This is a genomic window from Gynurincola endophyticus (assembly GCF_003991195.1).
In the GTDB taxonomy this organism is placed as follows: domain Bacteria; phylum Bacteroidota; class Bacteroidia; order Chitinophagales; family Chitinophagaceae; genus Gynurincola; species Gynurincola endophyticus.
In genome coordinates this window covers 689,219-703,499 of sequence record NZ_RCWL01000001.1, presented here as the reverse complement: position 1 = coordinate 703,499, position 14,281 = coordinate 689,219, and the positions used below count along the sequence as shown (strand labels likewise).

Genomic DNA, 14,281 nt, shown 5'->3' with positions numbered 1-14,281 from the left:
GAGAATATTTGCATTCGAGGCATAACCTGCTTAAAACCATATAAACTTTATGTGAATACTGTTAGAAAATTGGCCTGGAATGTTTCTCAATTCAAAAATTTGGACTATCTTCGATAAACATAGTTGTTTAGCTAACTATTGATTAACTAATTATTTAACGATTATCATATGGCCAATCGAATCATTAGAAAAGTGGCGGTTTTAGGTAGCGGAGTGATGGGTTCTCGTATTGCTTGTCATTTTGCAGGCGTCGGTATTCCTGTTATTTTATTAGACATGGTGCCGAAAGGTGCTGAGGAGAGTAAAAAACCTGCAGAGCGTAATAAACTGGTAAATGATGCTTTACAGGCTGCGGTAAAGAGTAATCCGTCGCCGCTTTATACGAAATCGGCTTTGAATCTGATTACAACAGGCAATTTCACAGACAATATGAAAGACATTGCTGCATGTGATTGGATCATTGAAGTAGTGGTTGAGCGCCTGGATATCAAGCAACAGATTTTTGCTCAGGTGGAACAGTTTCGCCGCCCTGGTACGATCATCAGCTCTAACACCTCTGGTATTCCGATTCATATGATGGCCGAAGGCAGATCTGAGGATTTTAAGAAACACTTTTTAGGTACACACTTCTTTAATCCGCCAAGATATTTAAGATTACTGGAAATTATTCCCACTCCACATACAGACACTTCGATTATTGACTTTTTAATGGAGTATGGTAACAAGCAATTAGGCAAAACAACGGTATTGTGTAAAGATACGCCTGCATTTATTGCTAACCGCGTGGGGGTATACGGGATCATGTCAATTTTTAAATTGATGGATAAGCTGGAACTAACGATTGACGAAATTGATTCCTTAACCGGTACAATTATCGGACGTCCTAAGTCTGCCACTTTCCGCACAGCTGACGTTGTAGGTATAGATACCCTTGTAAGAGTAGCTAAAGGAGTTGCTGAAAATTGTCCGGATGATGAATCCAGAGACATCTTTACAATTCCCGCATGGTTACAAAAAATGATTGATGAAAACCGTTTAGGCGATAAATCAGGGCGTGGCTTTTTTGAGAAGAAAAAGTCAGACAAAGGTAAAAGTGAAATTTACACTTTAGACCTGAAAACTTTTGAGTACCAGCCTCGTCAGAAAGCAAAGTTCAGCAGTGTTGATGCAGCCAAACAAATTGACGACTTAAAAACACGTTTAAAGGCACTTTACACGTCACCTGATAAAGCAGGAGATTTTTATCGTCAGTTTCACTTTGGTTTATTCAGTTACGTTTCTAACAGAATTCCTGAAATTGCCGATGAATTATACAGAATCGACGATGCCATGATGGCTGGTTTTGGCTGGGAGATCGGGGCATTTGAAAGCTGGGATGTATTTGGCGTAGCGAAAACCGTAGAGAAAATGGAAGCGGCAAAAATACCGGTAGCGGCATGGGTTAAAGAAATGCTGGCAGCTGGTATTGAAAGCTTTTATAAAACGGAAAACGGAAAAAAATATTACTATGATATTGCTACTAAACAGTATCAGCCGATGCCGGGAGGGGAAGCTTTCATCGTCATGCGCAATTTTGAGAACCAAACAGTATGGAAAAATAATGCAGCCCGTATTTACCATTTAGGAGATGATGTTCTTGGCCTTGAATGGTATACCAAAATGGGTAGTATGGGAGGAGAAGTATTAGATGGTATTACTAAAGCTGTCGGGTTAGCTGAAGAAAAGTATAAAGGATTGGTGATTGCCAATGAGGGTAATAACTTTAGTGCCGGAGCAAATGTGGCTTTAATTTTCATGTATGCAATTGAGCAGGAATATGACGAACTGGATATTGCCGTGAGAACATTCCAAAGTACCATGATGCGCGTACGACACAGCGGCATTCCGGTAGTTGTTGCACCACATGCGTTAACATTAGGCGGAGCTTGTGAATTAAGCTTACATGCCGATAAATGCACACCTGCAGCTGAAACTTATATCGGACTTGTTGAACTGGGCGTAGGTTTGATTCCTGGTGGTGGCGGTACTAAAGAATTTGTATTGAGAGCAGCTGATGAACTGCATCCGGACGAACCGGATTTCAACACCTTAAAAGATCGTTTTTTCAATATTGCTACTGCTAAAGTTTCAACCTCAGCAAAAGAAGGTTTTGAAAACGGAATCTTCCGTAAAGGAGTAGACGAAATAGTATACAATCAGTCACGAAGAATCAGTGTAGCCAAACAGTCGGTTATTGATTTATTCGATAGTGGTTATGTAACACCTACCCAGCGTACAGATATAAAAGTGTTAGGGAGAAGCGTATTAGGAGCTCTTTATGCCGGTATTAACGGTATGTGGAGAGGACAATATGCTACTGACCACGATGCTTTGGTAGCACGTAAACTGGCTTATGTAATGGCAGGTGGAGATCTGAGTGAACCAACAATGGTATCGGAACAATATTTACTGGACCTTGAGCGGGAAGCCTTCCTGAGCTTAACAGGCGAGAGAAAAACACTCGAGCGTTTACAAAGTGTATTGACTTCCGGAAAACCGGTAAGAAACTAATAGCATTACTGACAGATGTATGTTTATCAGTTCACAATATTTTTTAGCAATAACGGCGGGCAAAAGCCCGCCGTTTTGTTGATGGATACTGAAAATGAGAAAAAATATTAATCTTTCCAGGCACCGACACCTGATGCAGCTGTTGTTTCACCCCATTTACCTTTTGCGCCGGCATTTGCCGCACCACCAAAAGAATAAACTGATTCGGATGTAAATAAAAGCTGACGCTCGGGAATCGGAAATTCTGTAGGCGTTCCTTTTTGTAAAAGATTATTTCTACGCATGAATGTCCACGGATTAGTACATCCACCGGCTAAATCAATACTGATTGAATATTCATAATGTAAGGTATGCCTTACTGCTGCTTCGGTTGAAGCAATGGAAGGTAAAGTACCTATTGCTATTCTGTCTGCTGCAGGATCGTTTAATTCTGCTGCTGCACCTGCTATATCACCCAACCACATTTTAGCTTCTGCTCTCAATAAACGAACTTCCTCTGCCAGAAATACAGGATTAGGATAGCCTGTAACGTTGGTTGTGTTCGGATAAGAGCCTGGTTGTGACCATCTGTTGTGTTTGTAGTTAGAGAATAGATTACGCCCTCTGTCAAGCCGCAGATATCCGAAGTTCTGCGTATACTTGAAATAACGGGTAAACCTTTCATCATCTGTTTCAACAGGAGCCAGCATTACAGATTCATCCAGGGGATAACTATTCGGATACGTACCCGTTTTATCAGCCAGATAAGGTATTTTGATATCTGCAGGCAGGTAAGGACCGCCACCTGCTTCTACCAAGCCATAATAAACATTATAATTATAGTAACCACCACTCACATAAGGAGCAATAAAGTCTGTAGTAAAACCTCCATTCGCATAATTCAAAACTCTTGTCCAGAACGCATTTCCTAAAGCTTCAGACTCTTCTTTATCTCTGGGAATAGATGCGTACAGGCGGGCCGCCATTGAGTTGATTAAACGGATAAAGCCGGCTTTATCAAGGTTCATATTCACGTAGTAATCTGAAAGATTAAAACTGGTCAGTGAATTCGCAGCGGTTAATGCACGATCAAAATGAGACGCAGCATTTTCTATCATTTCTTTGTAAGAATTAGAAAATTCTCTGGCACCTTGTGCACCGAGGTTTTCGTCAGCAATAATTCCTCTGTCAAAAATAGATCCCAGATAACCTTGCGCTACCCCTTTAATAAAGTGCGCCATTGCACGCACTTCAGTTGTTCTGTCATTGCCTGATTCATCCAGAGCTGACTCTCCGCCATCCAATGCTTCGAGAATAATATTGGCGTTCATATTCGCCAGGTAAAAATAATAGTAAGGATAATAAAAATGACTTTCACCTGCGTAAGAACGTGCATTGTTTAAAGGCACGCGTGGCTCTATCGCAAAATCCCACCACTCGTTTACACGATTGGTAAAAGTTGATTGATCGGCTAAGCCTCCATAACCAAAACCATAATAGTATCCGTCATTTGCCCGGAACATTACAGACTGAAAGTTTCCGGTGGCTAACTTGTAATAATAGTCAGTTACGTAGAGTTTTGCTTCCTCTATAGTATATGTTGTCGGATCATCAAATTGCATTTTCTCGCAAGAAGTAAAAAACAAAAATGATAACGCAACTATATATGCAATTTTTTTCATTGAAATAAATTTGATGTTGTATAATCTATAATATAACCCTTATACTTATTCGAATTTTATCATCACATCTTATAAGTTAAGAATAAGCCTTGCCGTATAAGTTCTGAAAACGGGGTAAGGGAAATATTCACTGGCTCCCTCAGGATTTGACCCCGGGAATTTTGTCCAGGTAAACAAATTCCTTCCTACCAAAGCTATTTTTGCGCTTTTGTATAAATTCCATTTTTTAGGAGCGGGAATATCATAGCTAACAGATAATTCTCTCAGTGAAAAATAAGTACTGTTCATTACCCAGTAATTCGTGTAAGAGTTACCATTGTATAATCCTTGAATAAATGCTAATGGCAAACCACTCGAAGCATAGTCTTGCCAGATAGCTGATCGGCCTCCTGAAGTTAAGTATTGGGTAGTTTGATCGTATTTCTGTCCACCTTGTTTCCAATCAAATACAGAGTAGATAGAGAAACGTTTAAAGAAAGTGAATGTATTAGAGAATCCTAGTTGAAAATCCGGTTGTACATCACCAATTTGCGTAGAGATATTAGAACCTTCCTTCTGAAGGAATAACGGCGCTTCGGTAGAAGTACCTACAGTGCTTGCCAGTACAACAAAACCTCTGTCATTCACCACAAACTCATCCAGTGTACGTGTTCCTCCTGCTGCATTCACAACTAAGCCTGTATTTTTATCCACTTCCAGTTGATCCAGACTGGTTAAGGCAACCTGTCCCCACATAGCAAAAGGACTTAATCCTGCATCTTTAAAATACAATCCGCTTGGGAACGGTGTAAGCCCCTCTCCTAATTCTATAATTTTACTTCTAACACGTCCGAAAGTAAGTGTGAAATCCCAGGCGAAGTTCTTAGTAGAAACTGCATTCCCGTTTACTTCCAGTTCAAGTGAGCGTGATTTAGTAACGCCGAAGTTTTTGTAAACACCTGCGCCTTCCCATGGAATAAACGCTCCGGGGTTCACAACATCACCCTGGCTTTTTGCGAACGCATAGTTAAAGTTTACATTTATTTTGTTGTACAAAATCGCATCAAAACCCAACTCCCACTCGTGTGTAATTGAACGTGACAATTTAGTATTCTCGAGGCGGTCTATTCTTAAACCTGTACTGGTGATAGTTGCCAAACTGTTTTTATAATTATATCCCGGAACACTACCGGCAGCTCCCCAGTTAACTCTCAATTTAAGATCTGTAATTGCATTACCTAAATCATAATCTTCCGAAATACGATATGCCAATGCAAAACGCGGGAAGAAAGCATCCTGTGCTTCTGAACCATATCTTGAGCTCTGGTCGATACGTGCCAATACATCAAAAAATACTTTTTCTCTCCATCCTGATTGCACATTCAGATAATAACCATAGTTAACGGTTTTATTGGTAAACATATCTGAACCGCTACCAGACCTAAAGTCCTGCCGTGTATTACCTATTACATAGATATCACCCGGAGATCCGGAGAAGTCATAACCACTCACGCCAAAACCTTTACTATACCAGTTTTCATATACCATTTTAGCAGTAGCACCGAAAGTAAAATCATTACCGAATTTGGTATTGTAATTCAACAAAGCCTGTCCGTTCGTCATTTGATAGGCACTATAGTTCAATGCCAGGTTACCGTTATTCAGGGTTTCACTGGTATTCTGTGTTTCATATCCTTTAGGATAAAGGCTGGAGCTGGTATAGTTTTGCTTACGCATAGAACCTTGTAATTCCATCGTAAGGTTATCCAGAATTTTATATCTGAACTTTAATCCACCCAAATAATCATCCGTATTATTCGTGTATTTACGTTTACTCCATTCGTATAACGGATTACCCAGATTAGCCGCCTGAATAGCTGCTCCTGCCGGTAATAATGGATAAGATCCGTCAGGATTTTGCGCTGTTAAATTAATAAACGGTTCCCACTGCAAAGAAGCAGCGAAGAAGGTACCCTGGTCATTACTGGTAACAGCAGAAGAAGGCTTTATTTCATTAAAATAGTTTAAAGAAAATTCTGCTTCTACTTTTTTAGTAGGGCGGAATTGCGCACGCATTGTTAAACTACGTTTTTTGTTCGGATCCATTGGTGCTACCACTCCACCGGTTTCCTGGTTTCTGAAAGACAAAAAAGCATTGAACTTGTCTCCCGAAGTAGCCAGCGATACGTAATTATTAAAGTAGGTATTGTTATTTAATAGTGCAGCAGTATTATCGTAATTGTTTTTATAAGGACTTAGCTCTACAGAGTATCCATTGTCTTTATAATTGATCTGGCGTGAATTTCCGACAAGGCTGAAGCCAAATTCATTATTCTGATCAGGAATATAATGGTGTAATGTAGCCAGATCCGGTAAACGTTGAATATTGTTTACGCCGACTTCATTATCGATAGTAATATTTACCCCTTTGGTATTTCTGCCTTTTTTTGAGATTACCTGAATTACTCCGCCTTCCGCGCGCGTACCATAAAGCGCTGATGCTGCCGCACCTTTTACAACTTCGATAGTTTCAACATCCTGTGGGTTGAGATCACCTAACGACAGGTTAGTAACCATTCCGTCTAATACAATCAATGGGGCAATGTTACCAAACATTGATTTAGCGCCTCTAAGGAAAACAGAAGCAGCATCATCACCCTGAGTTTGGCTGATCTGAATACCTGCAACTTTCGCACGCAAAGACTGTGAAAGATCCAGAGCCGGTACAGTATTAATTAATTCGGTGGTAACTTTTGAAACACTGAAGGGAATTTTACGCTGGCTGGTTGCCTGAGATACACCCGTCACTACAACATCGGCCATCAGGGCACCTTCAGTAAGCAGTTTTACAGTAATTGAACTTTGATTTCCGACAGTAATTTCCTGTGGCTGGAACCCGATGCCTGAAATAACAAGTACAGTTCCCGGATTCACTTCGATGGAGAAAGAACCGTCCAGTTTGGTGGTAGTTCCGGTATTCGTTCCTTTGATTATAACAGAAGCGCTTGGCACAGGCTGGGCTTGTTCATCAATAACAGTTCCCGTTATCCTTCTCTGCTGCGACCAGACAATAAGAGTGCAGCACAAGAAAGAAAACAACATAAGGAGTTTTCTCATGTGAGTTTAATTTTGGTTACGTGTAGATAAATGTGAAAAATCCCTATGGCAAGAATAATCGTGTAGAATCGGGATCCCTAATACCTGTGCAGGTTATAAACAATTTAGTTAAAAAATTTAACATAAAGAACACATGAAAATATTTTTTATGCCAATTAGTCCACTTTATACAGCTGTTATTCTTTTTAATGACACAATATCACCTATCTTATGTATATAAATTGACACATATATTTTAAAAAAAATTATGAAAAATAAATAGAGAAAGAATGTAAACAAACGCAAATACCAGTATTTTTTGCTCAAAAAATGCAATAAAATGCTGAAAAAGTGCTGAAAAATTCTCCTTTTATGTATTTCCCATTTTTTTTGAATTCATTTCAACACAGTAAAATTATTTATTATTGGTTAGGGTAATGTCTGTGATATCCGGAGTTGTACTTTATTACTCTTTTTCGAACTGAAATCATTTACATAAAAAACGCCTTTTTGCGTTTATACAGGATAGGCTTTTCTGAATAGTATTTACTTCTGTAAAGTGTACAGAATAAATACCCGACAGAAGTAGAAGTTTAAAATTTCTTTTAATAAATTGTAACAATCATTTCTTTTCAACTACTTATTATTATATAATCAAAAAGCATGAACATTTTAAGTATTAACAACTTATCTAAAGAATACGGCTTTCTGAAAGCTTTAGATAATGTCAGCTTCAACATACCTGAGGGTTCTATTTACGGAATATTAGGTCCAAACGGAAGCGGTAAAACAACGTTACTTTCTATTTTATTAAATATAGTATTACCCAACAGCGGTTCTTTTCAATTCGACACAAATGAGGAAATGAAAGATTATCGCAAGAATGTAGGTACTTTATTAGAAACGCCCAATTTCTATCACTATCTCACAGCTGAGCAAAACCTCCGCATTGTTGCCGCTATCAGAGGTAAAGGCGAAGATCGTATTGAAGAGGTTTTAAAAACAGTAGATCTCTGGAAGAAGAGACATCTTAAATTCAAAGGCTTTTCATTAGGTATGCGCCAACGTCTGGCAATTGCATCTGCATTGCTATCTGATCCTAAATTACTGATTCTGGATGAGCCGACGAACGGTTTAGACCCTCAGGGTATTCATGAAATCAGAGAGCTGATTAAAAGTATTCACAGAAGCGGTAAAACCATTATCATGGCTTCGCACCTTTTAGATGAGGTAGAAAAAACCTGTACACATGTAGCCGTGTTACAACAAGGTAAACTGATTACAGAAGGAACTGTGGGTTCAATTGTTTCGGAAGATCAGATTCTGGAGATCAATGCTACCGACATTAACAGGTTATCTGAAATACTTTCACAACTGGAAGGAGTGAGAAGCATTGAAAACTTCCCTCAGTTTGTAAAAGTACATATCGACCAAAGTGTGTTAAGTGCTGAAAAAATAAATCAGTATTGCTTTAACCATGGCATTGTATTAAATCATTTAAGAACAACCAAACAAAGTCTTGAAGCAAAATTCTTAGCACTTACACAAAACTAATTTTATGAAATACTTATTAAATATAGAATGGTTAAAATATAAACACTACAAACCTTTTTGGTTATTGACCGGTTTATATGCCTTATCCATTGTAGTGATCAATTATATTGTTTTTAAAATCAACGCTTTCATTCATACCGAAGAATCATCTCCTCAGTTAGAAATGTTAATCGGTAAATCGGCAATGGCATTTCCTTATGTATGGGAATCTGTTTCGTATGCCAGCAGTTTCATTTTGAGCATATTGGGGTTATTAGTAATTCTTGTAACCACCAATGAATATACTTTTAAAACACACCGTCAGAATATTATTGACGGTTTCAGCCGGGAACAGTTCATTACTTCGAAAATTATTTCGGCTGTTATTCTGAGTATTGTAAGCACTTTGATCGTAACAGTAACAGCAATAGTAGCCGGATTGGCGGAAGTAAACAGCAGCTTTACTTTATCGGGAAGCATATCAATTCTGTACTTTTTCATACAAACACTTTCCTATACAATGTTAGCATTACTGATTGCTACATTTTTCAGAAGAGGTGCAATTGCAATTGGTATTTACTTATTGTATATCTGGATGATAGAGCCATTGATCATGGTAGGCTTATGGAGAATCGAGTTTCCGTACGCGGCTTACTTACCGATTCAGTCTGCGGATGATTTAATCAGTTTTCCGAGCTTTGATAATATCAAGAAGTTCGGACCAAGTTTAGGACAGGTACCCAGTGTATTTTTCGTTCCTTTGATTTATGTAGGTTTGATGGTTTATTTTACTTATAAAAGATTCGTAAAATCTGACTTATAATATTATCGTTTTCGGATAAGATGAGCGATGGCGGGTTCAATCATTGGATACATAAATTGAAAACCGGCATCGCTTATTTTTTTACTCGACACCGTTACACTTTTAAGTACCTCTTCTTTTAATTCTCCCATGATGATAGAAAGAACAAATCCCGGAACATGGATGCCGATAGAATTTTTAGGATAGAGTACCTTTAATGTCTGCACCAGCTCTTTGTTAGTAACCGGCCTCGGTGCCACAGCATTGTATACTCCTTCTATTTTATCGTGATTAATAGCAAACTGAATCAATCTTACCAGATCCAGTTCATGGATCCAGCTAACCGTTTGTTTTCCACTGCCCATAATTGGCGCTACCCCCTTTTCCATTGGTTTCATAAACTCAACCAATGCACCTCCGCGGTTTGACAATACCATACCAAACCGAAGTTTTACTAATCTGATATTCATTTGTGCAATGGGCTGGATAGCTGCTTCCCACTCCTGGCAGGTAGTTCCCAAAAAATCGTTTACCGGAGAAGCTTCTTCTGTAAAGTAGGCGCGCATGCCGTAATCGGCATCAGGGCCATACCAACCGATAGCTGAAGCATTGATTACAGCTTTAACCCGGTGGGGAATTTTTTTCAGGTTTTCAACAATTGTTTGTGCTGCCTGTACTCGTGACTGAACGATTTCCTGTTTACGTTGTGGCGTCCATCTCTTATCGGCAATACCGGCACCAGCCAGATTGACGATATATTCCACTTTTTGCAGGGTAGCAATATCGATATAAAGCTGGGAAGGGTCCCATTGAATCGTTTTTACATTCAAATGATTAGCAGGTGCTGACGAGCGGGAAGCAATGATTACTTCGTGACCTGCGTTAGCGAGTTCTTTTACTAATAAAGAACCGACCAATCCTGTACCTCCTGTAACTAATATACTTGCCATAGCTCTTCAAATATAAACAAAAAAATCCCTGTCTTTCGACAGGGACTACAACTAAAAACAACAATTGTCATAATTTTAATAAGCAATTAAGAAATGAATTTCTATTTGCTTCGACCTTGATAACAACTATCAGTCAGGCTTTTTTCCGTCCAAAAACGTATTAATGGTGGAAATCTGACTTTTATTTTCATCGTCAGCCTTAATTTCATAATTACTGTAGAAATTTTCTACACTTGAATAAGTGTTGTAGAGATCCAGGTTTCTACGAATATAGGCTGGAACGGTTTCAAACTCATTGTTCGGATCAGCAGCATTGATATTAAAGCTGAGATTTCTTAGTTTCTGAATTCTTTCCATTGCCTTTCTTTTATCCAACTCTTCTTTATTCAGATTACTAACATCATCTGCGCCAATGGCATTTTCATGAAAAATCGCTTGTTCCTGCTTATTTTCTTTGATCACCAGTTGCATTTCATCCATCTCGTTCTGATTATTTTCTACCGGATTAACAGTAGAGTTGATCTGAGCAGGAGGTTCAGGTTGTTTTGGTGCTGGCTGCGGGGCAGCGTTTACCGGTTTTTGAGGTGCTATATTTTGTACAGGAGGAACAGCCGGAGCCTGTTGCACGTAAGCTTTCGGAGCTGGTGATGCAGGTGGAGGCGGTGTTTCCTGGCTATAAATATTTTTTGGGCGCGCTAAATATCCTCCGCTAACCGGTGGTTTAACGTCATTCGTATAGAAAGCAGCATCTGCTGAATTATTAGCCGGCGCTTTAGGTTGCGGAACATCCTGCGGAGGAGTTGTTGCATCCGGTGTTTCATCACCCAAAACCCATTCAATTCTTTCTACCGATTCACCCGGTTCATCAGTGGGTGCTAAAGAAGTTTCAAAACTTGGGAAAGAAAGCGTTTCGTCTTCAACTTCCGGCTCTTCAACGGGTGCTGCCGGAAATAATTCAAACTGACTTTTTGAATTACTAGTTACCGGTGGTACTTCTACTAATTTGGGAGCCAGTTCTTCGGGTAATTTTTTTTCAGGTTCGGCAACAAAACCAGTGGCTTTGTTTTCTACAACCGGTTCTTCAGGAACAGCAGCTGTTTTATTCGGGTTTAAATCTAAATGCGTTGTCGGCTGAGCAACTTCGTTTGGGTTTAACTCAAGAATAATTTTCTGATCTCTTTCTTCAGTAGCGGCTACCGGTTGTGCCTTTGTAGCCAGCTTTGTGAAAGGATCTTTATGCTCAAAACCGGTAGCAATTAATGTAATACCGATTTTATCATTTAAAGAATTGTCATATCCAAGACCAAGAATAACATCTGTTCCTTCGCCGGCCTGGCTCAATAAATGATTTTGAATAATATCCACCTCATCCATTGTAAACTCATGTTCACCTTCAGAAGAATTGATATTAATAAGAATCCATTTTGCACCTGAGATATCATTATCATTTAATAACGGAGAGTTCAGCGCTTCTTCGATTGCACGTTGTGCACGATTATCGCCTCCGGCAGTTGCATTACCTAAAATAGCAACTCCACCGTTACGCATTACGGTACAAACGTCGGCAAAGTCGACGTTGATTTGTCCGGTACTGTTAATAACATCAGTAATACATTTAGCAGCAGTTGCCAATACATTATCAGCCTTTGCAAAAGCTTCTTTCATTTTAAGATTACCGAATTGGTGACGCAATTTATCATTACTGATGACCAATAGGGTATCTACATAATTTTTGAGGATCTTGATTCCTTCTTCTGCCTGTAGCTGACGTTTTTTTCCTTCGTAAGAAAAAGGCGTTGTTACAATTCCGACAGTAAGGATACCCAGATCTTTACATATTTTAGAAATAATGGGAGCACCTCCGGTACCTGTACCGCCACCCATTCCGGCAGTGATAAAGGCCATTTTTGTATTTACTTCCAGAATTCTTCTTATTTCTTCTAAAGATTCTTCTGTAGCCTGACGACCGATTTCAGGATTGGCTCCGGCACCAAGTCCCTGCGTCAGGTGTGGCCCCAACTGCACTTTATTAGGTACCAGACTTTGAGTAATTGCCTGGGCATCAGTATTACAGATAATAAAATTTACTCCTTCAATATTTTGATCAAACATGTGGTTAACAGCATTGCTACCACCACCTCCTACACCGATCACTTTAATGATGGATGATTTCTCTTTTGGTAAATCAAATTGAATCATAGCTTTCTGTTTTTGCTTTCCCGATAAGAAAGCAGTGTTGAATAGGTTAGTAATAAAGCTTTGAAGTATTAGAATTTAGGATCGTCGTCTTCTCTGAACAGTTCGATGATTCCATCTTTCAATTTACCCCAGAAGTCATTCAGGCCGCCCTTACGGGATTTCATTGTTTTTTCAGCAATCGGCTGTTCGGATGTAGTTTCTTCTTCCATGAAATTGTCTACGGCAGCAATTTCAGTTGTTAATACATCCTGTTTTAATGCTTCAGGTACTTCAAACTTTTTAAATGACTGGCTAAAGTGTTTACGATGGTGTTCATAATCACTATAACCTTTTAAGATCAACCCGATACAGGTTGAATAGGTAGGTTTAGAAAGCTCCTCAATATGACCTGCGGCCAGGTGCTCGATTGGTAAACCAATACGTGCATTCAAACCGGTGGCATATTCAGTTAGTTGAATCAAATGACGTAATTGAGAACCACCCCCGGTGAGTACAATTCCACCATTCAAGGTACGACTATCCATTCCGACTTGTTTCAAATGATAAATCACGAAGTCCATGATTTCATTCATTCTTGCCTGAATGATATTTGCGAGATTTTTTACTGAAATTTCTTTAGCAGGCATACCTCTATGACCAGGAATGGTAATAAAAGCATTTGCACGGGCTTCATTCGCCAATGCGCTACCAAATTGAACTTTCATTTGCTCAGCCTGTGATTTCAAAACACCGAGACCGGCTTTAATATCGTTTGTAATATTTTCTCCTCCGAAAGGAATTACAGCAGTATGTTTTAAAACACCTTCATAAAAAACGGCCAGATCGGTGGTACCGCCACCAATATCCACAATAGCCACACCAGCTTCCAGATCTTCTTCACCCATTACGGCAGCAGCTGAAGCCAACGGTTGCAATACAAGATCTTTAGTAATCAGGCTGCTTTTTTCTACAGCACGATTAATATTTCTGATAGCTGTTTTATCACCTGTAATAATATGGAAATTAGCACCAATTTTCACGCCACCATACCCGATTGGGTTAGGAATATTTTGAAAATTGTCTACAGTAAACTCCTGCGGAATCACATCAATGATCTGATCGCCTGCCGGGATGTATGTTTTATATTGATCTGAAATCAACTGATCAATTTCTTTTTGCGAAATTTCATCTTCCGTGCTGTGACGAACAATATCACCACGGGTTTGTAAACTCTTAATGTGATGTCCTGCTATACCAACATATACCTCATTAATCTCTAACTCAGGATTACTCAAATAACAGTTTTGCAAGGCCTGCTCGATTGCGCAGATGGTTTCGTCGATATTCAAAACCTGGCCGTGCTTAACTCCATTTGAGTTAGCTCTACCAAAACCAATCACTTCCAACTTGCCGAATTCGTTCTTCCGGCCTGCAATCGCCACAATCTTTGTAGTTCCGATATCGAGCCCAACAATGATAGGTTGTTGTTCTTTGTTCATAATTTATGTTGTTTTTAGTTGTTGTCTGTTTAA

At 39.2% G+C, this 14,281-nt stretch carries 8 protein-coding genes; 3 read left to right on the top strand and 5 right to left on the bottom strand.

The annotated features are described in order from the left end of the window. Positions 1 to 168: 168 nt before the first annotated feature. Positions 169 to 2,550 carry a 3-hydroxyacyl-CoA dehydrogenase/enoyl-CoA hydratase family protein gene (locus tag D9O48_RS02865; RefSeq protein ID WP_126970381.1) on the top strand — a complete coding sequence of 794 codons (2,382 nt, stop codon included), beginning with the start codon at positions 169 to 171 and terminating at the stop codon, positions 2,548 to 2,550. Between the two features lie 107 nt (positions 2,551 to 2,657). Here the strand turns inward: D9O48_RS02865 and D9O48_RS02860 are convergent, their stop codons facing one another. Beyond that, positions 2,658 to 4,211 carry a hypothetical protein gene (locus D9O48_RS02860; RefSeq protein ID WP_126970379.1) on the bottom strand — a complete coding sequence of 518 codons (1,554 nt, stop codon included), beginning with the start codon at positions 4,209 to 4,211 and terminating at the stop codon, positions 2,658 to 2,660. Between the two features lie 69 nt (positions 4,212 to 4,280). Continuing rightward, a complete protein-coding gene (locus tag D9O48_RS02855) occupies positions 4,281 to 7,307 on the bottom strand; it encodes a SusC/RagA family TonB-linked outer membrane protein (protein ID WP_126970377.1) in 3,027 nt (1,008 codons plus the stop codon). Between the two features lie 642 nt (positions 7,308 to 7,949). Between D9O48_RS02855 and D9O48_RS02850 the strand changes: the two genes are divergently transcribed. Then, positions 7,950 to 8,840 (top strand): ABC transporter ATP-binding protein, encoded by an 891-nt coding sequence (locus tag D9O48_RS02850; protein ID WP_126970375.1) that lies wholly within the window; start codon positions 7,950 to 7,952, stop codon positions 8,838 to 8,840. Between the two features lie 4 nt (positions 8,841 to 8,844). Further along, complete coding sequence (locus D9O48_RS02845; RefSeq protein WP_126970373.1) at positions 8,845 to 9,642, top strand: ABC transporter permease; 798 nt, start codon at positions 8,845 to 8,847, stop codon at positions 9,640 to 9,642. A 2-nt stretch (positions 9,643 to 9,644) separates the two neighbouring features. Here D9O48_RS02845 and D9O48_RS02840 read toward each other — a convergent pair whose 3' ends face one another. From D9O48_RS02840 to ftsA, 3 genes are all read right to left on the bottom strand, one after another. Then, entirely contained in the window at positions 9,645 to 10,571 is a 927-nt protein-coding gene (locus D9O48_RS02840) for a TIGR01777 family oxidoreductase (protein WP_126970371.1), read from the bottom strand. A 129-nt stretch (positions 10,572 to 10,700) separates the two neighbouring features. Then, the gene (gene ftsZ / locus D9O48_RS02835; protein ID WP_126970369.1) at positions 10,701 to 12,770 is read right to left on the bottom strand and encodes a cell division protein FtsZ; all 2,070 of its coding nucleotides are present in this window, start codon (positions 12,768 to 12,770) and stop codon (positions 10,701 to 10,703) included. Between the two features lie 68 nt (positions 12,771 to 12,838). Beyond that, positions 12,839 to 14,248, bottom strand: coding sequence for a cell division protein FtsA (gene ftsA / locus D9O48_RS02830; RefSeq protein ID WP_126970367.1), 1,410 nt, complete (start codon positions 14,246 to 14,248; stop codon positions 12,839 to 12,841). Positions 14,249 to 14,281: the final 33 nt, after the last annotated feature.

What these genes read in the sequence shown, in the direction of transcription:
- D9O48_RS02865 (WP_126970381.1), top strand. Translation starts at nt 169, where the DNA reads ATGGCCAATCGAATCATTAGAAAAGTGGCGGTTTTAGGTAGCGGAGTG.
- D9O48_RS02860 (WP_126970379.1), bottom strand. Translation starts at nt 4,211, where the DNA reads ATGAAAAAAATTGCATATATAGTTGCGTTATCATTTTTGTTTTTTACT.
- D9O48_RS02855 (WP_126970377.1), bottom strand. Translation starts at nt 7,307, where the DNA reads ATGAGAAAACTCCTTATGTTGTTTTCTTTCTTGTGCTGCACTCTTATT.
- D9O48_RS02850 (WP_126970375.1), top strand. Translation starts at nt 7,950, where the DNA reads ATGAACATTTTAAGTATTAACAACTTATCTAAAGAATACGGCTTTCTG.
- D9O48_RS02845 (WP_126970373.1), top strand. Translation starts at nt 8,845, where the DNA reads ATGAAATACTTATTAAATATAGAATGGTTAAAATATAAACACTACAAA.
- D9O48_RS02840 (WP_126970371.1), bottom strand. Translation starts at nt 10,571, where the DNA reads ATGGCAAGTATATTAGTTACAGGAGGTACAGGATTGGTCGGTTCTTTA.
- ftsZ (WP_126970369.1), bottom strand. Translation starts at nt 12,770, where the DNA reads ATGATTCAATTTGATTTACCAAAAGAGAAATCATCCATCATTAAAGTG.
- ftsA (WP_126970367.1), bottom strand. Translation starts at nt 14,248, where the DNA reads ATGAACAAAGAACAACAACCTATCATTGTTGGGCTCGATATCGGAACT.